Genomic DNA, 25,616 nt, shown 5'->3' with positions numbered 1-25,616 from the left:
GTCACCAGAGACGCCCGCAGCCCGGGCAGAGCATACTCACTCTTCTTCCGCAGTGCGGGCAGTAAAGGCCCGTGCGCTCGTTGTTCTCCAGCGGCCTCCCGCACCGCTTGCAGTGGATCGGGGCCTCGAACCCACACTCGTGCCTGACCATCAGTCCAGATATTCGTAGTCCTTCACAAAAAGGTTTCCTTTTCCGCGGTTCGCAAGATCGCCGGCAAACTGGATAAGCGTACGCCCGTCGTGCTGTACCGTCCCGATCTTCCTGAAGGTGGGGATCATCCCCCGCGCGGTGCCGTAGACGTAGCAGGAGCCGCCCTTCATGTTCGCGGCCGGGCGGCTGCAGTTCCCGTGGACGACGAGCGTACCGCCGCGCATCTCCGCCCCGGTCATATCCCCGGCATCGCCGTGCACGATCACCGTGCCGCCGGCGATGCTCTCCGCGAGGAAATCCCCGGCACGGCCGAAGACCTCCACGGCGCCTCCCTTCATCCCCTTCCGGCCGCCGCGGTATCCCGAGGCGCAGTAGTCGGCGGCGTCGCCCCGGCAGATGATGGTCCCTCCCGCCATCTCCCGGCCGAGCCAGCCGTCGGCGTTCCCGTGGATCTCGATCGTCCCGCCGCTCATGAAGTTGCCGCAGTGCATCCCGATACCGCCGAGGACGGTGATCTTCCCTCCGTCCATGTACTCGCCGACCCTTTTTAACCGGAACGTGTCCCCCGAGAGGACGACCTCGACATCCTCTGAGCAGTCGGCGCTCCCCTCCACCGAGACCGAGAAGAGCTCGTCGAGCCGAAGCTCCCGATTCCCCCGCCAGACCGAGAGGTCGGTGCCGGAGAGGAAGTTCTTCGGGACGATCGACTCCGCCTCGATGGGGATGAAACCCGTCGCCGCTGGTTTCATCGCGAGCGTGACCTTCATAGGTCGGCCTCCGTCTCGATGCACCGGCTCCGGGTCAGGTACTCATCCTGCACCGGGTAGTTCCTCATACGGACGGTGTAGTAGCGGTCGAACTTCTCGATGAAGTCGGGATCTTTCCCCATATCGTATGCCTCCGAGACCTTCGGCGCGACCCAGAACGTGGCGTTGCTCCCGTCGACCAGGCACTCGCCCCGCCGGGCGACGACCCGGCCCCGCTTGATCGTATATTCGGTCCGGCTGAACCCGTCGATCACCCTCTGGTACTCAGCCGACGGGTCGACCTCGTCGATCTTGAGGGGGTAGATGGCGACGTCCGCATCGGCACCCGGAGCGAGATGTCCTTTCCCGAGATCCTGGATCCCGAGCGCCCGCGCCGCACCGGCCCGGGTCATCACCGCGATCTCGTGCCAGTCGAGTTCGCGCTCGATCGCCGGGAGGGGCACCCGGGACCCCGTATCGGGGTGAATCGTCGCGAACTCGGCGTCGCGGTACCGCTTGCTCATCAGGAGAGCGATGATCTCCGGGTACTTGACGAACGGCGCACCGTTCGGGTTGTCCGTCGTGAGCAGGCACTGCCAGGGACTCTTCGTGAGGAGGGCGAGTTCGAGGCCTATCGCCCACATGATCGAGTTGACCAGGTTCTTGCGCCGGTAGACGACCGGGATGATCCCCGAACCGGTCTCGAGTTCCACGTCGTGGTTGCTCCACTTGTCGTGATGGAGGCGGTAGAGGTTGAACTCCATCGGCCCGTCGGCGGTCATCGTCGTCGTCCGGCCGAACATCACCTGCCCCATATCCATGACGATCTGGGGGCGCATGTTGACGAAGTTCGCAATCGGCTCGCTCTTCGAGCAGAAATCCTTCCACCCCGAACCGCCGTAGGCGTGGAACTGAACATGGGTCGCATACAGTGTCTGCCTCTTTTTGTTCAGGTCGGGGATGAGGCCGAACGACCCGAGCGTGCAGGTGTAGTTCCCCGGGGTGCCGAGGTTATTGCAGTGGAGGTGCACCGAGTGCGGGAGGTGCAGGAGTTCGTTCGCCTCCACGACCGACCGGATGATCTCGGCCGGCGTCACCTCGAAGTAGGGCACCGGGTCGCGGATGCAGGTGACGTTCTTGCCCCACTGCCAGGCCTCGGTGCCGCCGGGGTTCGTGAGTTTGACGCCGAACCCTTTTACGGCCGAAAGCGTCCAGGCGATGATGGCGGCGACCCGTTTCGTATCGCCGTCGCGGATCGCCTCCAGGATCCCCCAGTTCCCATCGAAGAGGGTGTTCGCCATCGTGTCCTGCAGCGGCGTGTAGGAGAACTCCTCGTGGGTGTGCCGTGCTTCGAGCGGCGCCATCGCGCCTTCGAGCAGGGTGGTGTAGCCCATCACGCTGTAGCGGTAGCTGTTGCCGTAGGTCGTCGGGACGCTGTAGCCGGAGGTGGCGTGCATCGCCCCCCGGCGGGGCGTTCTTCCCGCCCGCATATCCTCCGGGCTCATGTAGCGCCCGAAGTTCACCTTCGTCCCGCAGATATGGGTGTGGGAGTCGATCCCGCCCGGCATCGTGAGCATCCCGTGAGCGTCGACCACCTCTGCGGCATCGCTCACCTCCTCGACGATCTTCCCGTCCCGGATGGCAAGATCCATCACCTCGCCGTTGATCCCGCTGAGCGGATCGATCACGCAGGCGTTCTTCACCAGGAGTTCGGTCATGGACGGGGTTCCTCCTGCATCAGGGCATACATCCGGGAGAGAACCTCCTCGTCGGAGAGGTAGTCGGTCGAGAGGACTCGCCTCGTCCGGATCGGCACCCCGTCCATCCGGTAGGCGGTTCCTTCCGCGTCGATACCGGTCACCGCGACCGGGATCTGGACGTTGCAGAACGCGGTGGTGGCGTTCGGGTAGGGGTCGAGCTGGACGACCGGGATCTCGGCGAGGTGTTCGAGACACTTCCGCGGGAAATGGGCGGCCGGGTCGCTCCCGACGATCAGCGCCGCGTCGCACTCCTTCCGGGCGAGAATATCCACCGCCGTCGTCTCTCCCGGGTTGTAGAAGGCGATCCCCCGCGAGAAGTCGATCCCGAAGGGGTAGCCGGTCATCCACGTGTTCACTTCGTTCGAACCGTAGACGTTGTAGTGGCCGCGCATCGCCGAGATGGTGAACTTCGTGTGCCGGTTCAACTCCGATATGAATTCGATGGCGTTCCGGATGTTCTTGTACTTCCCCTGCGTCATCGTGAGCCCGAGCCCGAAGTAAACCGCCCCGAACTTCGCGGATTTGCAGAGGTTTGCCACCCGGATAAGCTGTTCGCGGGTGACGCCCGCGACCGTCCGCGGGATCGTGTCCGTCTTCCCCTGGACGATCGCCCGGAGCGCCGAGAGCACCGCATAGTCCCCGCCGGGTTTGATCTGGACGAACTCGTCGGCGATGTTCGCGGTCTCGGTCTTCCGGACGTCGACGACGATCACCTTCCGGTCGCGGAAGGCGTTCTCGAGGAAGAACCCTTCCGCGTACCGCGTGTAACGCGAAAGGTGGCGGGGATGGGCGTCGATCGGGTTCGATCCCCAGTAGATGACGAGATCCGCCCGGTTCTTCACCACCCCGAGCGTGCATCCCGGGTGCCCGACCTCCTGGATGGCGAGGATCGAGGGGCCGTGGCAGACCGAGGAGGTGTTGTCGATGACGCCATGGATGAGTTCGGCCATATGCACCCCCACGCACTGCGCCTCCCCGTGGGTGCCGCTCCACCCGTAGAGGAGCGGCCGCTCGGCGGATAGAAGCATATCGGCGGCGTACCGGATGGCCTCGTCGTAGGTGATATCCTTCCACTCGTTTTCGACGCGCAGGATCGGGTTCTTCAGCCTCTTCTCGCCCATGAACTTCGTCATCCCGAGCTCGCAGGCGTTCGTGACGGCGACCACCCGGTTCCCTTCGACCTCCACCTCGATGTCGTCGCAGAGGCATCCGCAGAACGGGCAGACCGCGTCCTTAACGATCATAGGCGAGGCCTCCCAGGTCTTCCATCAGTTTGTGAACCAGTTTCGGCTCTTCGTCGGTCGGTTCGATCTCCACCTCGTGGGACTTGAAGTCCGGCATCCCGGTGGACCGGGTGCCGGCGGCGACGATGTGGTTTGCGTAGGGCCCGTAGGGGACGAAGACGGTTCCCATCTCCACTTCCAGCGACGCCGCCGCCCGCATGACGACATCGCCGCACGGCCCGGTCACCCGGATCGCGTCTCCGTCGTCGAGCCCGAGTTCCATCATATCGAACTCGTGCATGAAGCAGGTCGAGGTCTCGGCCGCGTACTCGGGCGACGTCTTGTTCTCGACGGTCACGCCCTGGTTCACCGTCCTCCCGGTGATCATGAGGAAACTCATACCTCCGCCTCCCCGATCTGCACCCCTTCCACCATCCGGGCGACCCGGATCGCGCGGTTGGGGCACTGGGTCTCGCAGGTCTTGCACCCCGTGCACTTCTCCTCGTGGAGGATCCGCACGCGGCCGCCCTCGACCCGCATGATCACCTCGTCGCTTGAGGATGTCCCCGACCCTGCAAGCTGCGGGTCGATCTCCCGGTTGACCGGGCATGAGACGCAACAGTTTCCGCACCGCATGCAGAGGTTGTCGTCGACCTGGAGGTGATACCACGACCAGAACGCCGTCCCGTCGCGCCGGGTGACGTCGAGGATCCGGCCGCTCGAGAGAACGCCCTCGGGGCACGCCTCGACGCAGAGGCCGCACCGGATACAGTGGCCGGGGTAGATCTCCGGCTCCCACCCGTCCCTCGTGCGGAGAACCGCGATCGCCTTGGGCGCGGGGCAGATCATCATGCAGGAGAGGCACGCCGTGCACTCGTTCCCCGTCAGGGTCGGGTAGCCCTTGAAGTAGGAGGGGGTCTCGAGCGGCGCGGTCTTCGCGAAGAAGAACTTCCGGATCCATTCCGGTCGGAGGAACTCTCGCAGATAGTAGATGATCGATCGCATCTCTTCACCTCTCGTTGCACGCGATGCAGGGGTCGCTGCTGATGAACGTCGACGTCACGTCGGCGATCGACGCGGCGTCCTTGATCATCGCGTGGGCGCAGGCCTCGATGTTCATGACCGACGGCGTCCGGATCGCGATATCGACCACCCTGCCGTAGTCGTCGGTCCTGATGGTGTAGGTCAGCTCGCCCCGGGGGGCTTCACCGGCATACGACGTCTCCCCCGCCTTGCAGAACCCGCCGCCCCGGATGGGGCCTTCGGGGAGGGTGTCGATGCACTTCCTTATCAGGTCGATGCTCTGGAAGACCTCCTGGAACCGGACCATCACCCGGGCGAAGTTGTCGCCCTCCGTCCGGGTTACTTGCGTAAACCCGAGTTCGCGGTAGGTCGGGTGGCGGAGGCGGAGGTCGCAGTCCTCGACACCGCTCGCCCGGGCGGTGGGGCCGACGGTGTGGGCGCGGATCGCATCTTCCCGGCTCATGAACCCGATCCCTTTGCTCCTGAGCGCAATCAGCGGGCCGGTCTCGAAGATCCGGGTATGCCGCCTCATCTCCTCCTCCACCTTCGCGAGGTCGGCGAGCATCGCCGCGGCGTCCCCGGGGAGGAGGTCGAACCGGACGCCGCCCGGGATCATGTAGGCGGTGTTGATCCGCGAGCCCGTGAGCCGCTCCAGGTTGTCGAGCACCGTCTCCCGGGTATTCAGGAGGTACATCGCGAGCGTCTCGTGCTCGATCGTGTAGCAGTAGGAGAAGTTCGCGAGGATGTGGCTTGCTATCCGGTCGAGTTCGTTCGCGACGACCCGGAGGTAGGCCGCCCGCGGCGGGACGGCGATATCGCTGATCTTCTCCATCGCCTCGATGAAGACCATGTTGTGGACGACCGAGCAGATGCCGCAGACCCGTTCGGCGAGGAACATCACCTCCTGCCAGGGGCGGCCCTGCATGATCCGCTCGATCCCCTTCTTCATGTAGCCGAGTTCGACCTCGGCGCGGAGCACCCGCTCGCCCGCCGTCTCGCACTTGAGGCGGACGGGCTCCTTCCAGCAAGGGTGCATCGGGCCGAGCGGGATGGAGACGTCGACAGTCTTCTTCATGGCTGTTTCTCCTCGTAGTCTTTGAATATCAGCGGCGCGACCGAGAGTATGGCGTTCAATATCTCCGTAGGGCGGGGCGGGCAGCCCGGCACCTGTGCGGCTATCGGTATGTACTTCTCGGCGGGTGGGCTCGTCAAGGTACCTCTCCGGGCATAGACACATCCCGATATGGGGCAGTTGCCGATGGCAACGGCAACTTTCGGATCCGGGATCTTATCCCAGATCTCGCGGAGTTTGTCCACCCACTGGGGGGTAACGGAGCCGATCACCAGGAGGACGTCGGCCTCCCGGGGGTTGTTGTGGACGTAGATTCCGTACTGCTCGATGTCGTAGCGCGGCGCGAGGCAGGCGAGCACCTCGATGTCGCAGCCGTTGCACGACCCGACGTCGACGTAGGCGACGTGGATCGACCGGGAGCGGACGGTGTTCTTGATCTTCTGGAGGATGCTCATGGGCGGATCGCCTCCCGGACCCGTGCTTTTCCTCTCGCGATCGCCTCTTCAAAGGGCATCTGCTGTGTCATTGCTGTCGTATCACTGTAGATCGTCTGCATCGTTTCCGTATCCACGAGGGGGATGAACCGGGTGAAGAGTTCGTAGCCGAGTTCTTCCGCGACCGGGTCGCCGTCGTTCGCGTGCCGCTGCCCCATCTGCCACCGGGATTCGAGGTTTTCAAGCAGGGACATGTCGAACCGCCGGATCAGCATCATCCGGAGTTTGGCATCGCTCATCCCGAGGCGCTCTGCAATCGCACGGACGGTCTCGTCGTGTTTCGTGCTCGTCAGGATGGTGTACTTCATCTGCCGGAGATCCTTCTCGTAGAGGTAGCCGGTCATACGAACCCTCCGGCCTTTGCGAGGGCGTAGACGACAAAGAGGCCGATCACCAGCCAGAGTAACGCCATCTCGAGCTGTTTGAGCCGCCTTTCATCTGAGGCGTAGTGGACGAGCGAGAGGGCCGCGAGGATCCCGGAGAGGACCACTGCCTCAGCGAAAACCGTCCGGTTCGTCACCCATTGCAGGATCGCTATGACGATGTAGATGACCGCCCCTAAGAGCACCATCCTGCGGATCATGGCATCACCCACCAGAGAACCGCAGCGTAGCCGACCATCAGCAGGGTGACGATCCCCTGGACAGTGACACTGTCGAACGGCGAGAGCATGGGCGTCACCGCGCAGACGAACGAGAGCGATACGAGGACGACCGTCATGATGACGAGGGCCAGAGAGAACGGCACGGCCCCGATGAAGATCGCGACGAACGCGAAGAGGAGGACGAACGTCTTAAGCCCGTCGATGACGGAGATCCCGGCCCGCCAGACACCGAAGTGCTCGGTCTTGTAGCCGCTCACGAGTTCTTTGGACTCGACGATCGAGAAGGGGCCGTAGGGCAGTTTCGAGAGGATGACGAGGTACATAGCGATCGCGGCGGGCGGTGCGATCAGGAGGAGCGGGCCGTGGATCGCCTGGTAGGCGATGATATCACGGAGGAGGAGCGAGTCCGTGAAGAAGTAGATCGCGGCGATCGTGACGAAGAGCGGGATCTCGGAGGCCGCGGATATGACCGACCGGACGCCGCCGAACTTCCCGTAGGGCGACCCCGACGAGAGCCCGAACCCGTGCTCGACGACCTTGTGCAGCATGTAGATCGCAAAGAGGATCAGGATGCTCTCGCCCGCAAGGACGACGAAGAGCGCGGCGCTCCATATGCCGATGCCGATGAGCACGACCCCGACGTAGAGCAGGCTGCTCGCCGTCTTCGGGACCCAGGTGCTCTTGAACGAGAACTTCAGGGCGTGGAGGATTTCCTGCCAGACCGGGGGGCCCGGTCGCATCTGTACCCGTGCGATGACTTTCCGGTGGAGCCCCAGCAGGAGGAGGCCGAATGCTGCTGCAAATACCAGGTACTCGATCATGTCAGTATCCTATGAAGGGGATGTCCTCTTCTCCGCCCGGCGCCCGCCACCAGAGCCCCAGGAAGAGCACCAGTACGGGAAAGGCGATCACGATGGCCGTCTCGGCCGCCCAGAGCGGTATGAGGGATGCCGCGAGCAGCCCCCATGCGACGACGATGACAAGGGCCGATGCCGCGAGTCCGTAGGTAACTGTCGTTTTCTTCATGGCTATCAGATGGTTATGACAATCTCCACGACGCGGAGGAAGATCAACAGCGACGAGAGGGAACACATGATGACGTAGGGGGCGCCGGGCGCCCGGAACATCTCGGCCTTCGCCGCGTAGAACGGCGCCATCCCCTCTCCGATGACACCGAGGGCGAGGAAGGCTTTCGCCACCAGCGGGACCGCAAAGCCGCCGCCCGCAAGGACCGGTATCGCGAGCGTGCCGGTGGTCGCAGCGACCAGGGCCGCGCCCCCGAATAGCGGCAGGGTGGCGACCATGGCGACGATGCCGTATTCGTATGCGGCGTCGAGGACGTGGCGGCTTTTGACCGCCGCGACGATGCCGATGTTCGCGATCCCGACGAGGGAGACGAAGAGCGTGAAGTTGAAGAGGTCCCCGCTCCCCATCGCCCCCATCGTTGCAAGGCCGCAGGCGATCGCCATGAACCGCCGGAACCGCATCTCCGAGACCGTCGTCTCCTTCGCGTAGTAGGCGTCGCCCCCGAACGCGATATCGATCTGCCGTTCAGGCCTGCTTGCGATAGCAAGGCCCGTAAAGATCAGCGCGAGCAGGAAGAGCGTGATCGTGTAGGGGGTGTAGTAATGGAGGATATCCCCGAACTCCAGCACGAAGAGAGGTTCGCCGCCGATATCAGGCATTCGGACCACCCCGCATGGTGCCGATGAGCGACATCTTGGCCATGACCTTGACGAGGATCGCGGAGCCCGAGAGCATGACCGCGAAGAACCAGTACTGCGGGAGGATCATGAAGATGAAGAACGCGATGATCCAGAGCGCCCACGAGTAGCCGCTCGCCGTCTCGATCAGCTCGAACCGCTCGTTATGGCCGCGGCAGAGGAGGTAGAAGAGCACGCCGAGGCCGGCGACGACCCCGCCGGAGAACCCGGAGAGGACGATGCCGTAGACGACGAGGAGCGCGGCAAGGATGCCGGGTGCGCTCTCCATCACCTCGATCTGCAGGCCGGCGTCGGGCGGCCGCGTGTAGCCTTCCTTGATCCGGTAGATCTCCGAGAGCGCGATCAACTCGGACGTGCCGACGACAAGGCCCGGGAGGATGAGGGCCTCCGCGAGGTCGGTGCCGATCAGCGCGATGAACGCGAGGCTGACGACCTCGATGAGGTCCGTGAGGAGGAGCCGGTGGAAGCCGTCGGTCTCCCGCATCATGGCGAAGAACGCGACTCCCATCGCTGCGAACGCCACGAGGAGGCCGAGCGAGTACTCGGGGATGATCATTCTTCCTCCCTCCGGTAGAGGTATGATGCGATCGCAAACGCCGTGAAGAGGATGCTCGTCTCGACGACGGTGTCGGCCCCCCGGGTGTTGTAGAGGATCTCGTCGATGATCCCGCCCGGGTGAGCGACGATCGTTGTGCCGATGTAGAGCGTGTTCTCCGAGAGGTAGAGTGAGAGCGGGGTTAAGTAGGTGGTGACGTAACCCGCGTAGGGCGAGTTCTCCGGGTACTGGCAGATGACCTCCGTTGTGCCGAACGGCACGCCTCCCCGGTCGTAGGGGTAGAGCCCGCTGGTGGGGTCGAGCCGCGTCTTCGGGTAGAGCTGGTTCTCCTCGAACGCGAGCGGCAGGGAGAGGATCCCGATGAGGGAGACGAGGATGCACGCACCGGCGAAGAGCGCAGCGAGGTTCTTGAAGTTGGAGAGGATCCGTGAGATCCGCGTGATGATCAGCACGATGCATCCCTCCACTCCATCAGGCGGACGATGACGAACGTGCTGATTGCGGTGACGGCAATGAACGTCATGAGCGCCAGGGCTTCGTCATAGGCGAGCATGACGAGGAGGAGGCCCCACCCCGGGATCTCGAGGTTGATCAGCCGGGCGATGTAGGTCTTCGGCCGCACGAAGGCGACGGAGAAGACGCCGATCAGGAGGATGGCAAGACCGAGGATGAATGTGGTATTCACGTCTCGGCCCTCCGGACGGCCATGAGGACGAATATCGTCGAGATCGGGGCGATGAGGGAGGCCACGATCGCGACGTCCAGGTAGCCGCGGTCCACGATGAACGGCAGGGCGCCGGAGACCAGGATCCCGAGCGCGATCAGCTTCGCGTAGGGGTCCTTGAGGAGCGCGGCGGAAAGAGCGCCCGCGAGCGCGATGAGCCCGAAGGCAATCTCTAACGCAAGGATCATCGCTTCATCCTCCCGGCGTAGGTGCTTGCGATGGCGTTTGCCTCAAGCGTGGAGCCGACGAAGTAGGCTGCCGCCGCAACGAGGGTGATCGGGTGATCGAGCAGCAGGACGAGGCTGCCTGCGACGGCGAAGTTCAGGACGTTCGCGTACGGGAACCTCCGGCCGGTGTTCCGCTCGAGGATGGCTCGTGCGGCGGCATAGACCGCGATCGCGGCCACAACGTAGAGCGCGATCACTCCCGGATCCTCCAGAGCCGTCCAAGGAGCCGGCTCGCGTGGGTATGGGAGAGCCCCTGGATGGTGAGGATGGCAATCACCATCCCCGCGATGAAGTCCGAGGCGGCAAACCCGACCTGGGTGAAGCCGTAGATGACGAACGTGGCGAGGACCGCTCCGGTGGTCCCGGCGTAGCCGGGGTCGTAGCAGATACGGTTGCCGATATAGACCATCACGGCCGCCGCGAGCCCGCCGGGGATGCCGGCGAGGTAGACGCCGCAGGCGGCAAGGAGCGTCCCGGCCGAGGCGTCGGGGGAGCAGACGATGTTCCCCATCATGGTGCCGCCGGAGATATCGCCGCCGCCGGCCTCGATATCCCGGGCGATTGCCGTGGCTCCGACGACTCCTCCCGCCTCCGGCAGTTTGAAGAAGATGTCGACGGCTACGAAGAGGATCCAGCTGATAATCGCCGCTGCCGGGATATGGAGGAGCTCGCTCAGCATTTCAGTTCAACTACAGGAGAATACGGTCGATCAATTCAATAAATGTTTTGTTGTTACCATTCCGGGCGCGATTCGGCCGGAATGCACCGGTGAAGCACCCCCGGCACAATGCACCCCCGGGTTAATTTTGTATATTATATAATATATTTTACAAACAATATAATTTTCCACGCCCGTTCCGGGGCCGTTGCGCGCCGCAGATGCCGGGTCGCTGCCGGAGGTTCGGGTGCCGGGAGCCGGCAGGATATGCCCGGGACGGCGATGGATAAACGGCGGGATTCGGGGTGCCGGGAGGAGAGGGGAACAAGTATAATGCTCCGTGTGCCGACATATATGCACGCGGGGGTTGCCGAGCCAGGTCAAAGGCGCTGGATTTAGGGTCCAGTCTCGAAGGAGTTCAAGGGTTCGAATCCCTTCCCCCGCATCCTGACTTCGGGTTTGATTCTCTTCTGTCGAACGGGATTGGGATTGATCTATATTCTGGCTAGGGGAATCACAGGTATTTTCTCTATTCTGAGTCCAATTCAGAGCCCATCCGAGTAATGCAAGACCGATACTAAAGAAGACGAGACCGTCTCGCTCAAGGGGAGTTAGTTCTGGTGCGGGGAGTCCAGAATACATCAGAGTGCCAATAATTACCAAGGATCCTCCTGCAGTAACCAAGCTCCAAGTTGAAAAAACCGATAAGAAACTCTGTTTCTGAAAATTTTCCCACACGCGCCTGCTAAAAGCAGTAAGAAGAAATACCCCAAGTAACACAACTCCTGCAATGGCTAGTTCCAGCGCCATGATTGATCGTCTCGCGATTGTCTAAAAGAAAGTGTTATAGATTTCGATTCTGGTTTGATCCAGAACTCTATGGAATACCGTGTCGTTGAACGAGTCTGCAGTTGAAGCGAGACATTTATAGCGATCAAACACGATTGCCTTCTTAATGGGTGAAATCTGTGAAGAGAAGTTCTAAATCAATAATATTAATTGGAGTCATAATTGTTTGGGCTATATATATTATTGTCGCACTTGGAAATATCGTTGAGTTATCTCATATAGCTGGAATAACACTCTCAATATTCGTAATTATAGGATTATACCTGTTTGGCATATTCTATCTCGATACATCCGTTGCGTATATATTATATTGGTATTTTTTTATTTTACAAGCGAGAAAATCGAATTTTTCAGTTCAAACCCAGATACCTCCAGTTCAAGCCCCTGAATGCCGTTCAAATTTAGAACAATTAAACTTAAAACACTTCATTCTTGAATCAGCAGCAGTTGAGACTTATATTACTAAAATACAAGGACACATTGATAGGGTTCCCGGGAATGCCTGTGAGTTTGAAAAGTACATTGGCTTTTTAGAGCGCACTGTAGGAATTCTATTGATCATGACAGGCAATATAGTTGCAGTAACGCTTCTTTTCATCGCAAAAAACTTGCTTGTTACCCCCTCTTCAGATAGTGTTCGTAGCAGTGAATATACACTTATGGGGACGATGCTTTCTTTGGTAATTGTACTTATAATTGGATTGCTGGCCCGCCTTGTACTGATAGTAATGATACAGCAAGGCGGAATCGATTTCATAAATACAGCAAGTATATTCTTCAACTTGCGTTAAGGTTAAAGGGTTGCATTCGTGGGTGACATCCCGGCAAATTTTCCGGGAGGTTCAGACGGCCGCCTCGTCGTCACGGGAGCGAGCGAACCGCATCAGCACCCGCATCAGCACCCGCATCAGCACCCACATCAGCACCCACACCTGCAGCACAGAGGCCCCCGCAACCGCCACCGTCAGCGCGCAGAAGACCCCCCAGGCAATCGGGGCGGGCCACCCGACCAGCCAGACCAACAGGGCGGCGATGAAGAACCGGAATGCCCACTCGCCGGGGTAGAGCAGGTCCCGCCAAGTTTGTTCTGCAACCAATGTATCACCGCCCTCGTTTATGATCTTCATAATAAGCCCACAATAGCCCCCATATTACGACGCCAAGGATGATCAAGAAGATCCCAAACATCCGCATTTTCGCAATATCAAGCACAAATCCCTTCCCCCGCATCCTGACTCCGGGTTGAACCTCTTTTCTGCACATCTTTGGTGGAGCGCGTCCTTGGTAAGGACGGGGTCGTTCATGCATTGACCCCCTCCACAACCGCGATCTCCTCCTCCGTGAGCCCGTAGACCGGTCTATCGATCTGCCGGTCGGTCGCGTCGATCATCCCGGCGAGCACCTCCTTCTCGTGCGGGGCCTTCGCCGCCGCGAGGCGCCTGTTCAGGTCGAGCATCTTCTCGACGAGGACGACGATCTGGTCGCGGCGGGCGACGTCGGCGGGGTGCGTTTGAGGGTGGCAGGGGACGAGCACTTCCTACCAGACCATGACCGGTGAGTTCCGAGTCGGTCTTGGTCGTCGGAGGTCCCGTATGGGAAGAAGGGATCAGGCAGACGCTACGACCGGAGGAAGTGTGGTCTGCCAGTGGAGGAACTTTGTCAACGGACTTTCCTTGGCGACAGGCTCGATCAGGTATCGGGCCGCTTTTCAGTAACTCCAGGTCTCGTGGCCCAGTGGGGCCTGATTTAGCACATCCCGATAGTGCCGCCACTGTGGCATGAACTGATCCATCAGTTCTCTGAACCGGTCGGTATGATTTCGTTCAAGGAGGTGCACCATCTCGTGCACAACAACGTATTCAAGGCACTGAACCGGTTTTTTTGCGAGTTCCAGATTCAGCCAGATCCGCCGGGCTTCGATGTTGCAACTGCCCCACTTTGTCTTCATCTTTTTAACTCTCCAGTCGTCGACCGTTACCCCGAGCGTATCCTGCCACTTCGTGATCAGCGGCACGAGCAGGGCTTTGAGCTCCTTGCGATACCACTTGAGCATGACCTGTTCTCGTTTCTCGGCATCGCTTCCCACCGGAACATACAGGTCAATCCTTGCTTTATTAGCCTCAGCCCGGGAAGGGCCTGCATCCTCGATAACATTTAGCAGATAGCGTTTACCGAGATAGTAGTGTGTCTCGCGGTAGGTGTACTCTCGCGGGCTCTGGCGTTCCTGGCTCCTGAATCGGGTCTGCTGCCGTTTGATCCACGGCAGTTTCGTGATCACCGCCAGTCGCACCGCTTCATCGTCCACGCGTAACGGCGCCGCCACCCTGACCCGGCCTTCAGGAGGGTATACCCCAAGATGCAGGTTCTTGATGTCCTTTCGGACCACGTCGACCTGCATGTCATTTACGGAGATTCTGTGCATTCAAGCATACTCCTGCTGGTTTTTGACCAGTTCAAGGATCTTGTCGAGTTCCTCGTCGTCCTGGACGACCTTCTTGATGGCGATACGGACCATCTTCGTTTTGATAGGGTTGTGCGTCCAGTCGTCCTGTTTGGTCAAGGTTACCGCTTCATGGACCGCGAGCGCGATCGCTTCGTCCTCGCCGAGGTTGTCGTAGAGAGCCTGTTTTGCAGGGCTGTCAAGGGTCCTGGGATACCGTGCGCTGTCGCCGGGGCGCTTGATCTGCTTTGTCAGTTCAACGATCTTTTTGAGGTATTCCTGGTACCCGAGAGCCTGCGCCCGGCGTTCTTTGATCAGCGCGTCCAGCAGTTCGGACATCTTTTCGTAATACTTCGGGTTGATCGGTGTCTCGTCGATGATCAACTTGCGGACGTTGTTCTCGATGGTTTCCGCAACCGCTTCGCGATCACGCCGTATGCCCGGCGGGAGCGTCTCCACGGCATCGACACCGTGCTCAAGGAGGAGCTGAACCAGTGGTATATCATCGAATGCCGATATCTTCACGCTCTCTTCGGCGCGGATGTAGGTGTCGAGGAGATGCCGCATGGCCGGCTCGTAGAGTTTCAGGTCGATATAGTCGCCGCTTGCTCGCATGACTTCTTTGCGGACGTTGTCGTAGTGGGTGACCTCGGCCCGGATCTCTGCGGCCTCGGCGTCGGTGTATCCGGCATCGTGCATCTCGTTCGCCAGGCCGGCATACGCCCGGAGGAGGGCGGCGGTCAGTTTGTAGAGGGCAAGCCGTTTGCGCTCGTTCTCCTTGAGCGCCTCGGGTTCGGTGGTATCAGCTGCACAGAAAAAATGCTGATACGCAAGGGTGTCCCGGGGAGGTTCGATCGGCTCGCACAACGTCCTGATCGCCTCAAGGGCGTCGTCGAGTCGCTCCCGCCCTTTCTCCAGGCGGTCTTTCAACAGCCCCGATACGTCCTCTCTGTCGAAGCCACCGAAGGCCTCGCCGGTGTAGTCCTTGATCGACTTCTCAAGCGACCGGAAGAGGTCTTTGTAGTCGATGATGTAGCCGTACTCCTTGTCCTCGCCGTCGAGGCGGTTCACGCGGCAGATCGCCTGGAAGAGGCCGTGGTCACGCATCTGTTTGTCGATGTAGAGGTAGGTCGCCGGCGGGGCGTCAAATCCGGTCAGGAGTTTGTCGACGACGATCAGGAGTTTCATCTGTCCGGGCTCGTGGATGAACCGCTTCTTTATCTCCTTCTCGAACTGTTCGACCTTGTACATCGCCGTGTCCTCCGGTTCGTCGAAGTGTTCGGCGAGCATCTTGCGGTAGATCTCGTACTGCCGCAGTCTCTCGGTCAGCCCTTCGCCGGCCTCTTCGCCCTTGATGTCCGAAGGTTGCGGCGCGTAGGAGGTGATGATCGCGCATCTGCCCGCAAGGTCGGTCTTGTTGAACATCTCGAAGAACCGGCAGGCCGAGTAGATGCTGCTGGTGACGAGGAGCGCATTCCCGCGGCCGCTCCTGAGCCGGTCGCGCAGTTCCATGTCGAGCAGGACGTCGGCGACGATCTTCTCCAGGCGGTCCTGTGCGCTGAGCACTTTCTGCATGGTTCCCCACCGCTTCTTGAGCTGGGCTCTCGCGGCGTCGGTCAGGCCCCGGGTCTTGATCTCGAACCACTGGTCGATCTTCTCCTGCGAGGTGATGCTCTGGTCGATGTCACGGGCTTCGTACTGGAGGTCCAGGACGACGCCGTCACGCACGGCCTCGTCGTACTTGTAGGTGTGGATGTAGGGGCCGAAGACCTCGATACTCTTCTGTTTGTCCTGTTTGAGTAGGGGAGTGCCGGTGAACCCGATCAGCATCGCCCCAGGGAGGAGCGCCTTCATCGCCTGGTGCAGTTTGCCGGACTGGGTGCGGTGGCATTCGTCGACGAAGACGAAGAACTCGCCTTTGGGGGAGAATCCCCGGGGCAGGTTGCGTTTGATCTCTTCGATATAGGTCTCGAGATCGGCGTCGCTGAGGTCGTCGCCACGGCCGAACTTGTGGATCAGCGAACAGACCAGCCATTCTGTGTCGGTGTTGAGAACGCGGACGAGGTCGGCACCGCTTTTGGTGCGGTAGATATCCTCGCTGACGCCTAAAAAGACCTTCTCGATCTGGTCGTCGAGTTCGGTGCGGTCGGTGACGAGCAGGACGCGGGCGCCCGGCACGTGTTCGCGGATCCATTTGGCGAGCCAGACCATGATCAGGCTCTTGCCGCTGCCCTGGGTGTGCCAGATGATCCCGCCCTCGCGCCGCTTCACGCGCTCCTGTGCCGCTTTGACCCCGAAGTACTGGTTGTGCCGGCAGGTCTTCTTGGTCCCGGCATCGAAGACGATGAAGTCGTGGACGATCTCAAGCAGGCGGTCTTTCCGGCAGAGCTGGTCGAGTTCTCGGAGGAGCGGGTTTTTTCCGGCGGCAGGCGGGGCGTCGGCTTCTTTCCAGCGCAGGTAGTACTTCTCCGGCGTCTCGATCACGCCGTAGCGGAGCCCTTCGGTCTCGTTGCCGGCCATCACGAGCTGCACGGTGGAAAAGAAGGGGCGGATGAAGATCTTCTTCTGGTTGTCGAGGTTCTGGCGGATGCCCTCGGATACGGAGACGATCGAGCGCTTGAGTTCGAGGACGCAGAGAGCGATGCCGTTGACGTAGAGCACGATGTCGGGGCGCTTGCTGTTCTCGCCGGTGATGGTGACCTCTTCGGCGACGGCGAAGTCGTTCTTCTCCGGGTGGTCCCAGTCGATGAGCCAGACGGTGATGTGCTGCTCGCCGATGTCGGGCCGGACCTTCACCCCGTAGCGGAGCAGCCCGTAGACCTCACGGTTGGCGTCGTAGAGGCTCTTGCTCCCGCCGACCGCCTTCGCTTTGCCGAGTTCGTAGAGGACTTTCCCGACGATCTTCTCGCTGTAGCCCCGGCGCGTGAGCCACGCGGCGAGCAGTCCCTCCTCGACGTTGCTGTTCCCCTCGCGGTGTTCCCAATCGCCCAGGTAACGGTACTTGAGGGCATCGCGGAAGTAAGCGACAACCCGCTCCTGCGTGAGACGCTCACGCTCGCCGACAGTACTCATCTTTGCCTCCGATAATTTCCCAATGGCCGCCTTTCTTCGGACCGACCCGCCTGTCTCAATCGCCGGACCTGCCACTCAATCCCTTTCGGCGTGATGCCGATCCGCTCTGCGAGTTCACGTGTACTGATGGTCGGCTCGGCGAGGAACGGGTTCGCCGGCACCGGCCCGTGAGGCCGGTCGGCAAAGAGCATCACCTGGACGCTGCCGTTGCTCGCGTAGTCGCGGTGGGCGACGGCGTTCACGATCGCCTCCGCCACCACCTCTCTTGGGATCTCGTAGCGCACCGGGGCCTGTTGCCGGGTAGTGCAGGCGGTCACGGCGTATCCCTTCCGGCAAGCAGGGCACGGCCCCTCTCGGTGATCCGGTACTTCTGGTTGCTGCTCCGGGGCCTGTCCGGAATGGTCATCTCGATCAACCCCGCCTGCATCAGTGGCTTCAGTACGGAGTTCCTGAACTTGGTGCGGTTCGTCCTCCCTGCAACGTCCATAAGTTCGGAGATCGACGTCTCCGTCACACAGATGCGCAGCACTTCGACTTGGTCCCCACTTAGTCCCAACTTGGTCCCCACCAGGTCCCCTGTTTGAGCACCTATCACCCGGTCTTGCTTGGGGCGCCACAGAACCTGGACGAACTGTTCGCCGTTCTGCCGGAATTCCGGCGGCGGCAGGCCGGCCCTGGCACATTGCTCGATCATGTCGAGGGTTCCGGTGCCGGCTTTCTCGATATAGCGAGTCAGGAAGAGCGGCTCTGCGATGAGAGGGTTGCGCGGGATAGAGGGGTGCGGGACACGGAGTGCCTCGGGCGAAAGGGACGGCGGCAGCTGACCGGGATTCCACACCTCCAGCCGGTCGGCAAAGAGCATGACCTGAACCGAGGCGTTCGAAGCATAGTCCCGGTGCGCAATGGCGTTGATGATGGCCTCGCCCACAGCCTCCGGGGGGACCTCGTACGTCGCCGGTGCCGTTGGCCCCCCGGCCCGGGTGCCGATAGAACAGGCAATCTTGGAGAGTACGAAGTCAAGCGATTGATCGACCAGTTCAAAGACAGTGCCCTTGTAAATCTGGTAGGAGGGAATGGGTTTACTCACCTCGATGCCGTGGAAATGAAGGCACTTGACCTCGGAGCCGGCGAGGAAACGCTGTGGCTGTTTTCCGAACAGGAGCACGGCCGCGTTGTTGGGGAGACTCCCGTCAAGCAGGTTCAGGTGCGCCAGCGCCTTGCGCACCGGGGTATCGGGGCTGAGGGCATACCCTCGACTTTGCTGAGCCCGGGAAAGAAACTCCCCGACCTTCTCCTGCGAGATATCGTCGAGCGTAGCATCAACACATGCGGAGGCATCAAACGGGCGGGTTCGCAGCGTGCCGGTGCGGTCCAGGTGTTCGACAAGGCTGGCATAAACCTCCGCCGTCAACTCCGGAACGCTGCCGAAACGGCGGCGGATGAGCTGGCCGTCAATGTTGCGGAGAAGAGCAAGCACCTTCGGGTCGCGCACCGAGTCATCGTTGCCTTTGACGAAGACCAGGCGTTCTTTACCGCCGGCAGTGGCACGATCAAACTCCCGCTCGGTGGGCGAGCGACCGTCGGTATCCGCACGACCGTACTCGTTGCCAAGCAGGCAGAGGTAGATGCCGCAGCGGTCCACCTCTGCCAGATAGGTCTCGTCCGGCCGGCGCCCGGAAGCCGGCAGGTCTTCGAAGAGGAATACATCGTAAAAACGATGCAGCAGGGGGTCCCGCCTGATGTAATCGCTTAACGCCCGCCGCTCTTCGGCGAACTCCTTCTGCACGCTGCTGACGAAGATCCGGATGGGGGTCATGCCTCCCCCTCTTCCTCACCGACTTCATCGATCTTACGTGCAGCGTTCCAGAATGTGTTAAACACAAGTTTGAGACCAAGCCACCAGGCATACACCGCATAAACGGTTTGACAGGCTTTGTCGTCGAGAAGGCCGTGTGCGAGCTCATTACGGAGGTTCGGCCCGCAAGCGTCACAGAATAGCGCTTTTATCTCAAACGTCAGATCCTCGCCAAATATCTTTTCGCATTCTGGCAGCTCTATCAGTGTGCTCAGGCCATTTTCTGTCTCAATGCCTCTATTATCCAGGGTTGTGGTCTTGACACCGGCGGATTTTAAATGATACCTGACCATATGCTCGATCTGCGGTACCAGGAGGTGGAGCGTCGTCACGAAGTCGTTGTCGTAACCGGAAAACAGAGCCATTCCAAAGAGACGTTCGCGGCCTGGGGGTACGATCGGCGAACGACTGGCAAGATAAATGAAGTCTGGTTCACGTAAGCGGTGCTCTAATTGTAGAACTTCAAGTGCAGGCAAGATACGGCCCCGAACGACCATTTCGACCATGATACCGTGATCGTGGATCATCTCGGCACAGATGACGGCCTTATTTTCTTCGGAAGATATATCGCTAAGATTCATCCATGGCCGTTTGGCTATAACGCGACCATCACGACCCATCACGATCCCCGGGATGATAGCCTGAAGAGGGTACTTCCGAAGTCTCTCGTTTACTTGTCGGCGAAGTTCTTTGGCTTTTGAATATGGTTCTAGATCGGCGAACGCCTCGAGGGCCTCTATAGTGCTCTTGCCATGCACTGAATTCCTAGCGTCTTCAATACACTGACTGAGATCTATACCGGGGATGCTTATGACACGCATCTCATCCAGCGCCATCTTTCCCGATTCGTTGAGACGTAATTGAAGCTCTTTGAGACGCTCATCTACCCGGTGAGCAGGGCGTTCAGAGCGGGGAATTGTGCGGTAGGTCTGGATCGCATCCTCGTAGAAGCTCGCGGCAGCCATATGGCTTGGTTTCTCAGCTGCAATTCTAGCTTCAGCTTCCTTGACAAAACTTTCCGCCACGGCAACCGTCATTTCAATTGACTTTGGGGTATCGCCGGCTGCCTTAAACCACTTTGCTGAAGCCTTAAAGAATTCGCGGGCGCGGCGGAAATCACCCTCGTCATCGAACTCGCGTGCCAAGGACTCGAGTTTCTGCGCGATAATTGATTGTTTGTCCCGACCGAGTCCATTATCGAAGAGCAGGTCTGCCAGCCAGAGGGCGAGAAAGCCATCCCGACATGTTGCCGTTTCGAATGCCCTGATAACGGCGTTTTCCATCTCTCTCAAGCGGTCTTTGGACCCCGCTTTGAGCATGTGAGCCAAGCCTATGGCACGCTCCCAGCACTCTCGACCATCGGACACCCATGTCTCGGTATCCAATGGGATCGAGCGATAACTATCGATTGCCACCAGAGCATACCTGACATCGCGTGGTCGTTTTCTGATCCAGACAAGGTCCGCCAGACGCGCTTTCAACCACGGATCGTCAATACTATCCACTATTTCAGAAAGGAATGTTATGTCGGAATCCAACAAGTCCTCGGGGATTGCCGACCGTCCCTCCCTCATTACCGTAGCGGGCTTGAAGGGTTCGTTGATGCTTTTAGGAGACAGCATCATCGAGCAAGCGTCGCCCAACAGCCAGAGCACCTTTGCGTCGGATTGCTGCCCATCTGCCGTTGCCCGTTGTGCAGCGGCATGAAAGGCCTGCCACATAGACCAATAACCGTCTCGCTCTGTCTGGGCCAAGACCTCTTTCCAGCCACAATCCGCGAAGTCTTGGTGCGTGATCCCAAGGTCTGCGGGGCAACGCTCAGCGCTCATTGTGTGCTCACCCCGCCTACTGATGGCAATCGGATGCGCCCGGTGAGGAGCTGCTGCATCATGCCCTGCTTGATCTGCTTTGCCTTCTCCCGGCGGCGTTCGAGGGCGGCGATCTCGGCGTCCATGTCGGAGAGGACGGCGGCGATAGCGGTTTGCTCGGGAAGAGGAGGGGTTGGAATGGAAAAAGTTTTAATTTCCTTCGTATTAATGCTGGCCTGACTGACGGCTTGTTTAGCAATAGAACGTGCCCAATTCCGGGAAAAATCGGAGTTTAGAACATAGAATAGCCATTTTGAATTAGTATTATTACCAGAGCGTATCATTAGCAAGTTCATTCCATGATATAACTCCTGAACATCGCTAACTAGAGCAACTTTCCCTATATGATCAATACTGTTGATATGACTATATAGAATGTCGCCCGGTTGTAATTTGTAACTCTCAACTACCTTGCTGTATTTAGCATAGCCAACTTTGGAAAAATCCACAAACCCACTTGATATAGTCTCTATTCTTGTGATAGGTACTCCATCACGCAAAGAGGCGACGTATGTCGTTCCGTTGCGGATCAGAGTTGCGTGATCCCCAAGTTGCTTTGTCTCCCACTCGCCTGCAAACCCCGGCAGCCTCTTCTTCCCCGTGAGGAGCTGCTGCATGGCGGCCTGCTTGATGGCCCGCTTCTTTTCGATGAGCGCATCCAGCGCCCCGATGAGCCCGTCCACATCGGAGAGGGCGGTGACAATGGCGCGTTGTTCATGCAGGGGAGGTAGACAGATCTCAAAGTTTTGCATAATATCCCAATCTGTACGCGGCATGTGTGTCCCATAGGAGATGCTCGCCGCCTCAACGAACCGATCGCTTTGGACGATGGCGAACAGGAAAGCACTATCTACCTGCGCCGCATCAGCCACCAAAGGCCAGATCTCGGTAGTACAGATGCCATCACGATCTGCATGCCAGAACTTGCGAAGATATGAACGCAGCCGTCCGAACAAGACATTCCCAGCAAAAAATCGATAATTGGATGATGTCGAGCATCGTGCTGTGGTACACTCTAGCAACCGCCCATTGCCTTGGCCGATATGCTCAAGTTGTACACACGGTGTATCTGGATCCACACTCGAAGGTACTACTTTCTGATTGCGAATTGCTGCGATATTTCCCAACCGTTTCGTTTCCCACTCATCCGGTATCACCCCCAAATCCGTCCGCTTATACCCCGGCGGCACGTCCTCCACCCCTGCCTGCCGGTCGGTCATCCCCTACCTCCTCCCGGCACGGCACCTCTGCCAATCACGGTCGAACTCCCCAACCGCCGGCAGAACGGACTTGAGATGAGCCGGGAGGGCGCAGATAACACCCCCGCCGTTTGTGCCACCGCCCGTGGCACAATTCCACCCCCGCCGAGCTCCGGGTACTCGCGGTAGAAGGCGAGCATCCGCTTGATATTTCGCTCCGAAAAGCCCTTCACCTCCGGCAGCTCGTTCTTCAGCGCCGAAGAGAGGCGCGGGATGACCGCAGCCCCCCATCCCTCCGAACGCTGCCGCTCGTGAATGATCCGGCCAACCTCCCAGTAGAGCCGGACGAGCTCGGCGTTGACCGCCAGGACCGCCCTGGTCCGTGCCGAGAGGATCCGCTCCTTCACGTCGACGAGCAGGCCGGCAAAATCGTCCGGGGCAACATCCGATCCGCCTCTCATCACCACACCAACCCCATCCTCTTCAGGTGCGCCTCGACCTTCTTACCGAACGCCTCCACCTCCCGCTCCAGCTCCGGCAGCGGGCGGGCATACCGCTCGTCCAGTTCCTTCACCCGGCCGGCGAGCCGCTGCGTCAGCCGCTCAACCTCGTCCTCGACGGCAGCCCGGATCGAAGCAAACCACTTATCCTCCACCACGAGCGTCCTGATCTCGTCCACAGCAAGGGTCGCGTAGCGGGCCAGCACCCGCTCATCGAGCGCCGCCCGTGCCTCCTTCACCGCTTTGCCAGCCCGGGCCTCGGCCTCGATCAACTCCAGGCACCGCGTGAGGGCCTCGCGCTCCTCGGCAAACTCCGCAGCTCTGCCGATCTCCTTCAACCGGTCGTTCACTGCCTTTCTGGTGACGTTCCCCTTCTCGTTCACCACGTCCTCGAGCAGGACCTCCTCCCCGGTATGCTCCTCGACGAACTCCTCGAGCTCGCGGGCGGCCGCCTCCTGCCGGGCCGCGAGGTCGTCGATGGCCGCCTCCTCGGCGGCGAAGTAGCGGTGAACGATCAGGGCCGGCGGGATCAGGTCCATCTTATACTTCCGCCGGCCGATGACGAGATCGGGCGTCTCCTTGATCTTCCTCTCCTTATCCTCGATGATCCCGCGGGGCTTCGCCCCCGCGACCCATCCCTCGGCGGCGACGAGATCGACGTCGTCCTGCATCCCCCCGGCCCAGTAATCCATCAGGCACTGGTAGGCGTCGTACTTATCCAGCAGCGGCAGGCCGGCGAACCGCACGAGCATATCCTCCGAGAGCGCACGAACGACCTCCCGTGGTTTTGCGCCGGCATCGAGCGCCCAAAGACGCGGCTCGTGCGCCGTCCGCCACTCATCGAAGACGGCGGCGACGCGGGCCGCGTAGGCCGAAAACTCCGGGTGAGCGAGGATGGTCGCCTTCACCTGCGCGGGCTCGACCCTCGGCTCCAGGTACCCGGGGCGGCCGTTCGACCGGAACAACGCATCCCGGAGCGTCGGGAAGACCGACCAGTAGTGCTCCAGGGCGTCGACGTCCCGCACCGGGATGCCGCCGCTTAAGTGGGCGTCGAGATCGTGGAGGTCCTCGGGCTCGCTCGAATCGATGTAGCGCGGGATGTTCAGGTTGTAATCGTTCGCACCGCTCGCGATCTCCGCGATGGGAACCATGCGGGAGTAGCGGGGCAACTCGATCCGGTTGTTGAAGACGTCCACAATCTTCCTGATATCCTGCGACCGGAGCCGGTTCTTGTTCCCGTCCTTCTCGAACCCTCTTGATGCATCGATCATGAAGATACCCGTCCGGGAAGAGGCGTTCTCCTTGTCGACGACGATGATGCAGGCCGGGATACCCGTCCCGTAAAAGAGGTTCGGGGGCAGGCCGATGATGCCCGCAATTAACCCGTGCCGGACGAGATTCCGCCGGATATCGGCCTCCTTGTTGCCGCGGAAGAGCACCCCGTGCGGGAGGATGATCGCGCCCTTCCCGGTGCTCTTGAGCGACGTGATCAGGTGGAGGAGAAACGCATAATCGCCGTTCTTCGCCGGCGGGACGCCATACTCGAAGCGTTTGAACTCGTCGTTCTCCGGGTCGAGCCCGTTCGTCCAGGCTTTGGAGGAGAATGGGGGATTTGCGACCGCGAAGTCGAACTTCTTCAGGCTCCCGTCGGGGTTCTTGAAGTGCGGGTCGGCAAGGGTATTGCCGCGCCAGATCTCCGCCCCGGGGTGGCCGTGGAGGATCATATTCATCCGCGACAGCGCCCAGGTGGCGTTGTCCATCTCCTGGCCGTAGATCGTGATCCCCCGCGGGGCCTCGTCGCTTGCCTTGAGGAGGAGAGACCCCGACCCGCAGGCAGGGTCGTAGAGGGTCTGGTCCTGGCGCGTCTCGGGGCCGATACCGATCACCTTCGCAATGACCCGGGAGACCTCGGCCGGGGTGTAGAACTGCCCTTTGCTCTTGCCCGACTCGGTGGCGAAATGCCGCATCAGGTACTCGTAGGCATCACCGAGCAGGTCGTCGCCCTCGGCGCGGTTTGCCCGGAGGTCCAGGCCGTCGAAGATCGCCACCAGCTTGGAGAGCCGGTCCTGCATCTCCTTGCCCCGCCCGAGTTTATCCTCGTCGTTGAAGTTAGCCTGGTCGATGACCCCCTTGAGCCCGTTCACCTCTGCGAGCCTGCCGATGATCTTGTTGATCTTATCCCCGATCTCCTTGTCGCCCTTCAGCCTCACCATATCAGTGAAACTTCCCCCTTCGGGAACCTCGATGACCGCGTCCTCCTTCCCCGCGTATTTGTCAGAGACGTATTTCACGAAGAGCAGCGTGAGGATGTAATCCTTGTATTGTGAAGCATCCATGCCCCCGCGGAGCTCGTCGCAGCTGCTCCAGAGCGAGCTATAGAGTTCGGATTTTTTGATTGCCATTGTTCTCCTCCCTTATGTATTCAGTTTTTGTCCGGTCATTATTTCGCAGATTTTGGATTATCCGACTTCAGGACATGCGGATCTTTTGAATTTGCCGCAACCCGGGTTAGATTCAATTCGGACTGCATAAACGTTAATGTTTTTGTGCCGGGCGGCGCCGACCGCTCAAGTACGGGGGACCAACGAACACAACTGCCGGTAACTGGAGGAGAACGGCGGGGGTCACCGTATTCCCTCCCGCACCAGGACGTTCACGGGGCGGAGCAGCGGATGAAAATTTTCCCTCAGGGGCCGGTGCATTCACCGCCAGTGTTCCCGGTACCTTTTCCAAATGCGAAGTGCATTACCGGTGTATGGCCCACTGGATCGCCTCCTCCAACCGCGACAACCAAAAGATCCCTGATGCGGAAACGTTGCCGGGCGATAGAACAAGGGCACCGATGTTCTCCTCAAGCCAAATGGTGAAGTC

Annotated in this window: 30 protein-coding genes and 1 tRNA gene; 2 read left to right on the top strand and 29 right to left on the bottom strand. The window is 60.3% G+C overall.

All coding sequences use genetic code 11. From position 1 onward, the window contains the following. Nucleotide 1: 1 nt before the first annotated feature. From MchiMG62_RS06915 to ehaB, 19 genes are read right to left on the bottom strand one after another with little or no spacing between them, the layout of a single operon-like run. Nucleotides 2-151, bottom strand: coding sequence for a DNA helicase PriA (locus MchiMG62_RS06915; protein WP_048063768.1), 150 nt, complete (start codon nucleotides 149-151; stop codon nucleotides 2-4). Then, on the bottom strand, nucleotides 151-918 hold the full coding sequence (locus MchiMG62_RS06910) for a formylmethanofuran dehydrogenase subunit C (RefSeq protein WP_221056336.1): 768 nt from the start codon (nucleotides 916-918) through the stop codon (nucleotides 151-153). Before MchiMG62_RS06910 ends, MchiMG62_RS06915 begins: the two co-directional genes overlap by 1 nt. Continuing rightward, a complete protein-coding gene (locus tag MchiMG62_RS06905; protein WP_221056335.1) occupies nucleotides 915-2,615 on the bottom strand; it encodes a formylmethanofuran dehydrogenase subunit A in 1,701 nt (566 codons plus the stop codon). The genes MchiMG62_RS06910 and MchiMG62_RS06905 overlap by 4 nt, the downstream gene beginning before the upstream one ends. Then, complete coding sequence (locus MchiMG62_RS06900; RefSeq protein WP_221056334.1) at nucleotides 2,612-3,901, bottom strand: formylmethanofuran dehydrogenase subunit B; 1,290 nt, start codon at nucleotides 3,899-3,901, stop codon at nucleotides 2,612-2,614. The genes MchiMG62_RS06905 and MchiMG62_RS06900 overlap by 4 nt, the downstream gene beginning before the upstream one ends. Next, nucleotides 3,891-4,280, bottom strand: coding sequence for a molybdopterin dinucleotide binding domain-containing protein (locus MchiMG62_RS06895; RefSeq protein ID WP_221056333.1), 390 nt, complete (start codon nucleotides 4,278-4,280; stop codon nucleotides 3,891-3,893). Before MchiMG62_RS06895 ends, MchiMG62_RS06900 begins: the two co-directional genes overlap by 11 nt. Further along, on the bottom strand, nucleotides 4,277-4,885 hold the full coding sequence (locus MchiMG62_RS06890) for a 4Fe-4S binding protein (RefSeq protein ID WP_221056332.1): 609 nt from the start codon (nucleotides 4,883-4,885) through the stop codon (nucleotides 4,277-4,279). The genes MchiMG62_RS06895 and MchiMG62_RS06890 overlap by 4 nt, the downstream gene beginning before the upstream one ends. 4 nt (nucleotides 4,886-4,889) lie before the next feature. Beyond that, nucleotides 4,890-5,978, bottom strand: a complete 1,089-nt coding sequence (locus MchiMG62_RS06885; protein ID WP_221056331.1) for a hydrogenase large subunit — start codon at nucleotides 5,976-5,978, stop codon at nucleotides 4,890-4,892. Continuing rightward, on the bottom strand, nucleotides 5,975-6,430 hold the full coding sequence (locus MchiMG62_RS06880) for an NADH-quinone oxidoreductase subunit B family protein (RefSeq protein WP_221056330.1): 456 nt from the start codon (nucleotides 6,428-6,430) through the stop codon (nucleotides 5,975-5,977). Before MchiMG62_RS06880 ends, MchiMG62_RS06885 begins: the two co-directional genes overlap by 4 nt. Then, nucleotides 6,427-6,813, bottom strand: a complete 387-nt coding sequence (locus MchiMG62_RS06875; RefSeq protein WP_221056329.1) for an EhaM family protein — start codon at nucleotides 6,811-6,813, stop codon at nucleotides 6,427-6,429. Before MchiMG62_RS06875 ends, MchiMG62_RS06880 begins: the two co-directional genes overlap by 4 nt. Next, nucleotides 6,810-7,052 carry a hypothetical protein gene (locus tag MchiMG62_RS06870; protein ID WP_054847527.1) on the bottom strand — a complete coding sequence of 81 codons (243 nt, stop codon included), beginning with the start codon at nucleotides 7,050-7,052 and terminating at the stop codon, nucleotides 6,810-6,812. The genes MchiMG62_RS06875 and MchiMG62_RS06870 overlap by 4 nt, the downstream gene beginning before the upstream one ends. Next, on the bottom strand, nucleotides 7,049-7,894 hold the full coding sequence (locus MchiMG62_RS06865) for a respiratory chain complex I subunit 1 family protein (RefSeq protein WP_221056328.1): 846 nt from the start codon (nucleotides 7,892-7,894) through the stop codon (nucleotides 7,049-7,051). The genes MchiMG62_RS06870 and MchiMG62_RS06865 overlap by 4 nt, the downstream gene beginning before the upstream one ends. Before the next feature lies 1 nt (nucleotide 7,895). Then, nucleotides 7,896-8,099, bottom strand: a complete 204-nt coding sequence (locus MchiMG62_RS06860; RefSeq protein ID WP_244987604.1) for a hypothetical protein — start codon at nucleotides 8,097-8,099, stop codon at nucleotides 7,896-7,898. Nucleotides 8,100-8,104: 5 nt separating this feature from the next. Further along, on the bottom strand, nucleotides 8,105-8,758 hold the full coding sequence (locus MchiMG62_RS06855) for a hypothetical protein (protein WP_221056327.1): 654 nt from the start codon (nucleotides 8,756-8,758) through the stop codon (nucleotides 8,105-8,107). Next, nucleotides 8,751-9,353, bottom strand: a complete 603-nt coding sequence (locus tag MchiMG62_RS06850; RefSeq protein WP_244987603.1) for an EhaG family protein — start codon at nucleotides 9,351-9,353, stop codon at nucleotides 8,751-8,753. The genes MchiMG62_RS06855 and MchiMG62_RS06850 overlap by 8 nt, the downstream gene beginning before the upstream one ends. Further along, complete coding sequence (locus tag MchiMG62_RS06845) at nucleotides 9,350-9,805, bottom strand: EhaF family protein (RefSeq protein ID WP_221056326.1); 456 nt, start codon at nucleotides 9,803-9,805, stop codon at nucleotides 9,350-9,352. Before MchiMG62_RS06845 ends, MchiMG62_RS06850 begins: the two co-directional genes overlap by 4 nt. Next, the gene (locus tag MchiMG62_RS06840) at nucleotides 9,799-10,038 is read right to left on the bottom strand and encodes an EhaE family protein (RefSeq protein WP_221056325.1); all 240 of its coding nucleotides are present in this window, start codon (nucleotides 10,036-10,038) and stop codon (nucleotides 9,799-9,801) included. Before MchiMG62_RS06840 ends, MchiMG62_RS06845 begins: the two co-directional genes overlap by 7 nt. Then, nucleotides 10,035-10,265: an EhaD family protein gene (locus MchiMG62_RS06835; RefSeq protein WP_221056324.1), complete on the bottom strand. Its 231-nt coding sequence runs from the start codon at nucleotides 10,263-10,265 to the stop codon at nucleotides 10,035-10,037. Before MchiMG62_RS06835 ends, MchiMG62_RS06840 begins: the two co-directional genes overlap by 4 nt. After that, nucleotides 10,262-10,501: an EhaC family protein gene (locus tag MchiMG62_RS06830; protein WP_054847529.1), complete on the bottom strand. Its 240-nt coding sequence runs from the start codon at nucleotides 10,499-10,501 to the stop codon at nucleotides 10,262-10,264. Before MchiMG62_RS06830 ends, MchiMG62_RS06835 begins: the two co-directional genes overlap by 4 nt. Then, a complete protein-coding gene (gene ehaB / locus MchiMG62_RS06825) occupies nucleotides 10,498-10,983 on the bottom strand; it encodes a [NiFe]-hydrogenase-3-type subunit EhaB (protein WP_221056323.1) in 486 nt (161 codons plus the stop codon). The genes MchiMG62_RS06830 and ehaB overlap by 4 nt, the downstream gene beginning before the upstream one ends. 339 nt (nucleotides 10,984-11,322) lie before the next feature. On the opposite strand from ehaB, the gene MchiMG62_RS06820 reads away from it, so the two are divergent. Together MchiMG62_RS06820 and MchiMG62_RS06815 are read left to right on the top strand one after the other, a co-directional pair. After that, nucleotides 11,323-11,407 (top strand) — tRNA-Leu (locus MchiMG62_RS06820). 514 nt (nucleotides 11,408-11,921) lie between these two features. Next, complete coding sequence (locus tag MchiMG62_RS06815) at nucleotides 11,922-12,602, top strand: hypothetical protein (RefSeq protein ID WP_221056322.1); 681 nt, start codon at nucleotides 11,922-11,924, stop codon at nucleotides 12,600-12,602. 51 nt (nucleotides 12,603-12,653) lie between these two features. Here the strand turns inward: MchiMG62_RS06815 and MchiMG62_RS06810 are convergent, their stop codons facing one another. From MchiMG62_RS06810 to MchiMG62_RS06765, 10 genes are all read right to left on the bottom strand, one after another. Continuing rightward, the gene (locus MchiMG62_RS06810) at nucleotides 12,654-12,938 is read right to left on the bottom strand and encodes a hypothetical protein (protein ID WP_221056321.1); all 285 of its coding nucleotides are present in this window, start codon (nucleotides 12,936-12,938) and stop codon (nucleotides 12,654-12,656) included. 173 nt (nucleotides 12,939-13,111) lie between these two features. Then, nucleotides 13,112-13,345 (bottom strand): hypothetical protein, encoded by a 234-nt coding sequence (locus MchiMG62_RS06805; protein WP_221058795.1) that lies wholly within the window; start codon nucleotides 13,343-13,345, stop codon nucleotides 13,112-13,114. Nucleotides 13,346-13,519: 174 nt separating this feature from the next. Beyond that, entirely contained in the window at nucleotides 13,520-14,233 is a 714-nt protein-coding gene (locus tag MchiMG62_RS06800) for a M48 family metallopeptidase (protein WP_221056320.1), read from the bottom strand. Continuing rightward, the gene (locus MchiMG62_RS06795; protein WP_221056319.1) at nucleotides 14,234-17,323 is read right to left on the bottom strand and encodes a type I restriction endonuclease subunit R; all 3,090 of its coding nucleotides are present in this window, start codon (nucleotides 17,321-17,323) and stop codon (nucleotides 14,234-14,236) included. Next, nucleotides 17,320-17,640 carry a winged helix-turn-helix domain-containing protein gene (locus tag MchiMG62_RS06790; RefSeq protein ID WP_244987602.1) on the bottom strand — a complete coding sequence of 107 codons (321 nt, stop codon included), beginning with the start codon at nucleotides 17,638-17,640 and terminating at the stop codon, nucleotides 17,320-17,322. The genes MchiMG62_RS06795 and MchiMG62_RS06790 overlap by 4 nt, the downstream gene beginning before the upstream one ends. Beyond that, entirely contained in the window at nucleotides 17,637-19,139 is a 1,503-nt protein-coding gene (locus tag MchiMG62_RS06785; protein WP_221056318.1) for a DUF4062 domain-containing protein, read from the bottom strand. The genes MchiMG62_RS06790 and MchiMG62_RS06785 overlap by 4 nt, the downstream gene beginning before the upstream one ends. Continuing rightward, a complete protein-coding gene (locus MchiMG62_RS06780; protein WP_221056317.1) occupies nucleotides 19,136-21,007 on the bottom strand; it encodes a DUF4209 domain-containing protein in 1,872 nt (623 codons plus the stop codon). Before MchiMG62_RS06780 ends, MchiMG62_RS06785 begins: the two co-directional genes overlap by 4 nt. Further along, nucleotides 21,004-22,266 carry a restriction endonuclease subunit S gene (locus MchiMG62_RS06775; RefSeq protein ID WP_221056316.1) on the bottom strand — a complete coding sequence of 421 codons (1,263 nt, stop codon included), beginning with the start codon at nucleotides 22,264-22,266 and terminating at the stop codon, nucleotides 21,004-21,006. The genes MchiMG62_RS06780 and MchiMG62_RS06775 overlap by 4 nt, the downstream gene beginning before the upstream one ends. After that, nucleotides 22,263-22,706, bottom strand: coding sequence for a DUF1016 N-terminal domain-containing protein (locus tag MchiMG62_RS06770; protein ID WP_244987601.1), 444 nt, complete (start codon nucleotides 22,704-22,706; stop codon nucleotides 22,263-22,265). The genes MchiMG62_RS06775 and MchiMG62_RS06770 overlap by 4 nt, the downstream gene beginning before the upstream one ends. After that, nucleotides 22,706-25,147, bottom strand: coding sequence for a type I restriction-modification system subunit M (locus MchiMG62_RS06765; RefSeq protein WP_221056315.1), 2,442 nt, complete (start codon nucleotides 25,145-25,147; stop codon nucleotides 22,706-22,708). The genes MchiMG62_RS06770 and MchiMG62_RS06765 overlap by 1 nt, the downstream gene beginning before the upstream one ends. Nucleotides 25,148-25,616 lie beyond the last annotated feature (469 nt).

Source organism: Methanoculleus chikugoensis (assembly GCF_019669965.1).
GTDB classification, from domain to species: Archaea; Halobacteriota; Methanomicrobia; order Methanomicrobiales; family Methanoculleaceae; genus Methanoculleus; species Methanoculleus chikugoensis.
The sequence above is the reverse complement of the archived record's forward strand: the minus strand, read 5'-3'. Positions and strand labels throughout refer to the sequence as shown.

Coding starts and splice junctions, on each gene's coding strand:
- MchiMG62_RS06795 (WP_221056319.1), bottom strand. CDS start 17,323: ATGAGTACTGTCGGCGAGCGTGAGCGTCTCACGCAGGAGCGGGTTGTC.
- MchiMG62_RS06895 (WP_221056333.1), bottom strand. CDS start 4,280: ATGAGTTTCCTCATGATCACCGGGAGGACGGTGAACCAGGGCGTGACC.
- MchiMG62_RS06785 (WP_221056318.1), bottom strand. CDS start 19,139: ATGACCCCCATCCGGATCTTCGTCAGCAGCGTGCAGAAGGAGTTCGCC.
- MchiMG62_RS06875 (WP_221056329.1), bottom strand. CDS start 6,813: ATGACCGGCTACCTCTACGAGAAGGATCTCCGGCAGATGAAGTACACC.
- MchiMG62_RS06835 (WP_221056324.1), bottom strand. CDS start 10,265: ATGATCCTTGCGTTAGAGATTGCCTTCGGGCTCATCGCGCTCGCGGGC.
- MchiMG62_RS06915 (WP_048063768.1), bottom strand. CDS start 151: ATGGTCAGGCACGAGTGTGGGTTCGAGGCCCCGATCCACTGCAAGCGG.
- MchiMG62_RS06900 (WP_221056334.1), bottom strand. CDS start 3,901: ATGATCGTTAAGGACGCGGTCTGCCCGTTCTGCGGATGCCTCTGCGAC.
- MchiMG62_RS06765 (WP_221056315.1), bottom strand. CDS start 25,147: ATGGCAATCAAAAAATCCGAACTCTATAGCTCGCTCTGGAGCAGCTGC.
- MchiMG62_RS06880 (WP_221056330.1), bottom strand. CDS start 6,430: ATGAGCATCCTCCAGAAGATCAAGAACACCGTCCGCTCCCGGTCGATC.
- MchiMG62_RS06810 (WP_221056321.1), bottom strand. CDS start 12,938: ATGAAGATCATAAACGAGGGCGGTGATACATTGGTTGCAGAACAAACT.
- MchiMG62_RS06855 (WP_221056327.1), bottom strand. CDS start 8,758: ATGCCTGATATCGGCGGCGAACCTCTCTTCGTGCTGGAGTTCGGGGAT.
- MchiMG62_RS06870 (WP_054847527.1), bottom strand. CDS start 7,052: ATGATCCGCAGGATGGTGCTCTTAGGGGCGGTCATCTACATCGTCATA.
- ehaB (WP_221056323.1), bottom strand. CDS start 10,983: ATGCTGAGCGAGCTCCTCCATATCCCGGCAGCGGCGATTATCAGCTGG.
- MchiMG62_RS06780 (WP_221056317.1), bottom strand. CDS start 21,007: ATGAGCGCTGAGCGTTGCCCCGCAGACCTTGGGATCACGCACCAAGAC.
- MchiMG62_RS06850 (WP_244987603.1), bottom strand. CDS start 9,353: ATGATCATCCCCGAGTACTCGCTCGGCCTCCTCGTGGCGTTCGCAGCG.
- MchiMG62_RS06775 (WP_221056316.1), bottom strand. CDS start 22,266: ATGACCGACCGGCAGGCAGGGGTGGAGGACGTGCCGCCGGGGTATAAG.
- MchiMG62_RS06905 (WP_221056335.1), bottom strand. CDS start 2,615: ATGACCGAACTCCTGGTGAAGAACGCCTGCGTGATCGATCCGCTCAGC.
- MchiMG62_RS06890 (WP_221056332.1), bottom strand. CDS start 4,885: ATGCGATCGATCATCTACTATCTGCGAGAGTTCCTCCGACCGGAATGG.
- MchiMG62_RS06860 (WP_244987604.1), bottom strand. CDS start 8,099: ATGAAGAAAACGACAGTTACCTACGGACTCGCGGCATCGGCCCTTGTC.
- MchiMG62_RS06865 (WP_221056328.1), bottom strand. CDS start 7,894: ATGATCGAGTACCTGGTATTTGCAGCAGCATTCGGCCTCCTCCTGCTG.
- MchiMG62_RS06910 (WP_221056336.1), bottom strand. CDS start 918: ATGAAGGTCACGCTCGCGATGAAACCAGCGGCGACGGGTTTCATCCCC.
- MchiMG62_RS06770 (WP_244987601.1), bottom strand. CDS start 22,706: ATGAGAGGCGGATCGGATGTTGCCCCGGACGATTTTGCCGGCCTGCTC.
- MchiMG62_RS06800 (WP_221056320.1), bottom strand. CDS start 14,233: ATGCACAGAATCTCCGTAAATGACATGCAGGTCGACGTGGTCCGAAAG.
- MchiMG62_RS06885 (WP_221056331.1), bottom strand. CDS start 5,978: ATGAAGAAGACTGTCGACGTCTCCATCCCGCTCGGCCCGATGCACCCT.